This is a genomic window from Rhodococcus sp. P3_B8, from assembly GCF_056402775.1.
In genome coordinates, this window is sequence record NZ_JBFUGT010000514.1 from 1 (window position 1) to 2,858 (window position 2,858).

At 65.5% G+C, this 2,858-nt stretch carries 4 protein-coding genes and 1 pseudogene; 3 read left to right on the forward strand and 2 right to left on the reverse strand.

What is annotated here, in order from left to right:
- Both AC1D1G_RS43810 and AC1D1G_RS43815 read left to right on the forward strand, forming a co-directional pair.
- On the forward strand, positions 1-603 hold a 603-nt coding region (locus AC1D1G_RS43810), incomplete at its 5' end, for a pyruvate kinase (protein ID WP_477956774.1).
- A gap of 146 nt (positions 604-749) precedes the next feature.
- Entirely contained in the window at positions 750-974 is a 225-nt protein-coding gene (locus AC1D1G_RS43815) for a hypothetical protein (protein ID WP_477956775.1), read from the forward strand.
- Positions 975-1,400: 426 nt separating this feature from the next.
- Here the strand turns inward: AC1D1G_RS43815 and AC1D1G_RS43820 are convergent, their stop codons facing one another.
- Positions 1,401-1,820, reverse strand: a complete 420-nt coding sequence (locus AC1D1G_RS43820; RefSeq protein WP_477956776.1) for a hypothetical protein — start codon at positions 1,818-1,820, stop codon at positions 1,401-1,403.
- A 5-nt stretch (positions 1,821-1,825) separates the two neighbouring features.
- Between AC1D1G_RS43820 and AC1D1G_RS43825 the strand changes: the two are divergent.
- A pseudogene (locus AC1D1G_RS43825) lies at positions 1,826-2,088 on the forward strand (IS110 family transposase); the annotation flags it as partial.
- Positions 2,089-2,669: 581 nt separating this feature from the next.
- Here the strand turns inward: AC1D1G_RS43825 and AC1D1G_RS43830 are convergent.
- On the reverse strand, positions 2,670-2,858 hold a 189-nt coding region (locus AC1D1G_RS43830; RefSeq protein WP_477956777.1), incomplete at its 5' end, for an AMP-binding enzyme.

Here is a 2,858-nt window from a genome sequence, read left to right on the forward strand (position 1 = left end):
GTCGCGACGCAGATGCTGGAGTCGATGATCGAGAACTCACGGCCCACCCGCGCCGAGGCGTCCGACGTGGCGAATGCCGTCCTCGACGGCGCCGACGCCGTCATGCTGTCGGGCGAAACGTCCGTCGGGAAGCACGTGATGGAGACGGTCCGCACCATGGGCCGCATCATCAGCGCGGTGGAGGAGAAGTCCACGCACGTTCCGCCGCTGGCGCACGTACCCCGCACGAAGGGCGGAGTCCTGTCCTACGCGGCGCGGGACATCGGGGAACGATTGGGTGCGGCGGCGCTCGTCGCGTTCACCCAATCCGGGGACACGGTTCGGCGGCTCGCGCGGCTGCACACTCCGCTGCCGTTGCTGGCGTTCACCCCGCTCCCGGAAGTGCGCGCTCAACTCGCGCTGACCTGGGGCACCGAGACGTTCCTCGTCGACCCCGTCGAGTCGACCGACCAGATGATCCATCAGGTCGACCACGCGCTCCTCGGCCTGGGCCGGTACCAGCGGGGCGACCTCGTCGTCATCGTCGCGGGATCACCTCCGGGCACCGTCGGCTCGACCAACCTGATCCACGTCCACAGAATCGGCGAAGACGACCACCACTGACTCGTCGCACCGGCATCGATGCCTACCCGATGCCGGTGCGACGTACCACTATTTGCCGTAGCCACCGACGAAGAAGCTACGTCGACGCGCGGCACGACAACACGACAACCCACWGTGTCGCGCCACCCCACCACCACGGAGACCACATGACTGCCAGCCTCACCCGAAACCGCGTCGGACACTTTGTCCGCCGCAACTACAAACACGGCTACCGCACCGGACAATGGGCCCAGATCGTGATGACCGTACCGTCAGGCAACCGCGACTCCTGGCTGGTCATCTACCAGGACGGCGAAACCGATGTGATCCCGATCGACAACCACACGGACCGATACGAATTCTGCTCCGAGCCGGTCGACTGGCGGCGCTGACCTGACCATCGTGGACCCTGTTCTCGCCCACAAAACAATCGCGCAATACACCACCTCTGCAGCCGTGCCGGTGTGGCGGGTCATCGCGGCAACCAACCCGGGCAACGACCGACCACAAGAGCGCCGAGTCGCAGAGTCCAGGCGGTCCTGTTATGTCGCGGACCCGTCCGGTGCGACAGCCGAAGTCTATTCCCTGCAAAATCCGTCGATGCGGCGATCTATGGTGACTTCCGCGACAAGCAACAGGTCGCCACCCACTGACCTCGACCGGTGCTCCAACCTGGTCTTGATCTGCGGACTGTTCCGCAGATCGGTCGGCGTGCGGTGGCAGCCTGTTTCTCTACCGTCCCGTGTACCGGGATGTGACGTCACGACCGTGAGGGGCAGTATCGGCGGTGGGCGCCGGATCTATCGGCCCGGGATCGCTTAGGAGGCTGTGGTGCGGCGCGGGCGGCGGGCGGCGAGGACGGCCACGGTTCCGATGATGGTGATGTCGACGGTCTCGAATGCTGCCGACAGGGCGGTGCGCAGCCCGCCCTCGTCGTCGGTGGTGTTGTCGAATGCTTTGATCGGCCCGTTGTAGAGGGCGCACAGGGCGCGGCCGAACAGGTTGTGCTGTACTCCGGTCCCGAGGATGGTGGAGCCGAAGAACACCCCGTCGTCGGCGACGATCCGGGCGAGTGCCGAACGCGTGCCCCTTTTCGGGCCAGGTTCCGGGGACGCAGTGGAACACGAAGTTCGCTGCCACGGAAGTGAATACCCCACGGCGGGGTCGATGGGGGCGAGGATGCTGCCGGTGTGCACCGCGGGGGTGATGCCGCGTTCGGCGAGGCGGCCGGTGGTCATTGCCCACCGGCGACGAGGCGCTCGACGATCTCGAAGTCCTCGTCGGATTCGACGACGACCTCGCCGGTGAGGCCACCCGGGCCAGCAACCGCATCGGCGGCCTGCTCACCTTCATCCACCCGCCCTCGAGCGGGTTCTTGGCCCCCGCATCACCCATCCGGCGTTGCTCGAGATCCTCTCCCGCTGCGGGCGGTCCGGCCGGAATCCGGAGGCCGGCAAGCGCAAGCTCACCGCGATGGCGGTCGCGGTCGAGCACGCACCCCGAATGCGCCCGATTCGCCTGCCTGGAAATCTGTCGGACCGCCGGCCGCCCGCTCCATCCATGTGACTCGCCGAGCAGCTCAGGGAACGGGATGCGGATTGTCCGCTCTCCGGGGTGCGGGGTATGCGCTCGCTAAAGTGCGTATTTCCTCGAGAACGCAGTTCGCTCCGGGTATGACCTGCCATAAGCGCTCGGTAAACCGGAGCCGCGACATTCCGAAGTGAACGAGGATCTCTTCATCGTTCGGCCCGCCGTATGGTGCCCACATACTGGCGAACTCGATGAGGCGCTCTGCTTCGAGGTCCCGATGCTTGCGCGTGCGATTGACCTCGCCCCATGCGGCGCGTCGCCGCTGGGGCCATGTGCGATTCTCGCGAGAATTCATCTGATTGAACGATCTACTCAGGGCCTGGGCCTTTGGAATGTGGACGTCCTCGCCGAGGCGAGGTGCAAGAACGAACTGGCATCAGTTCAGGGTGACTGTCATGTCGATTTGCACACGCCGCACTAGCGTTACTGCTGGACCGCTTCGCTGGGTCATTTGATATGGCGCTCAGCATCCGCATAGCAGGCGCGGTTCAATTTCGTTAACTGACTCCCCGGATGGCGTCGAAGACCTTGGGGTCGACGAGCGTGGAGGTGTCGCCGAGGTCGCGGCCTTCGGCGATGTCCTTGAGCAGGCGTCGCATGATCTTGCCCGACCTCGTCTTGGGGAGTTCGGGGACGATCGTGATCTGGCGGGGCTTGGCGATCGGGCTGATCTCCCGGGACACTTC

Coding starts and splice junctions, on each gene's coding strand:
- AC1D1G_RS43820 (WP_477956776.1), bottom strand. CDS start 1,820: ATGACCACCGGCCGCCTCGCCGAACGCGGCATCACCCCCGCGGTGCAC.
- AC1D1G_RS43815 (WP_477956775.1), top strand. CDS start 750: ATGACTGCCAGCCTCACCCGAAACCGCGTCGGACACTTTGTCCGCCGC.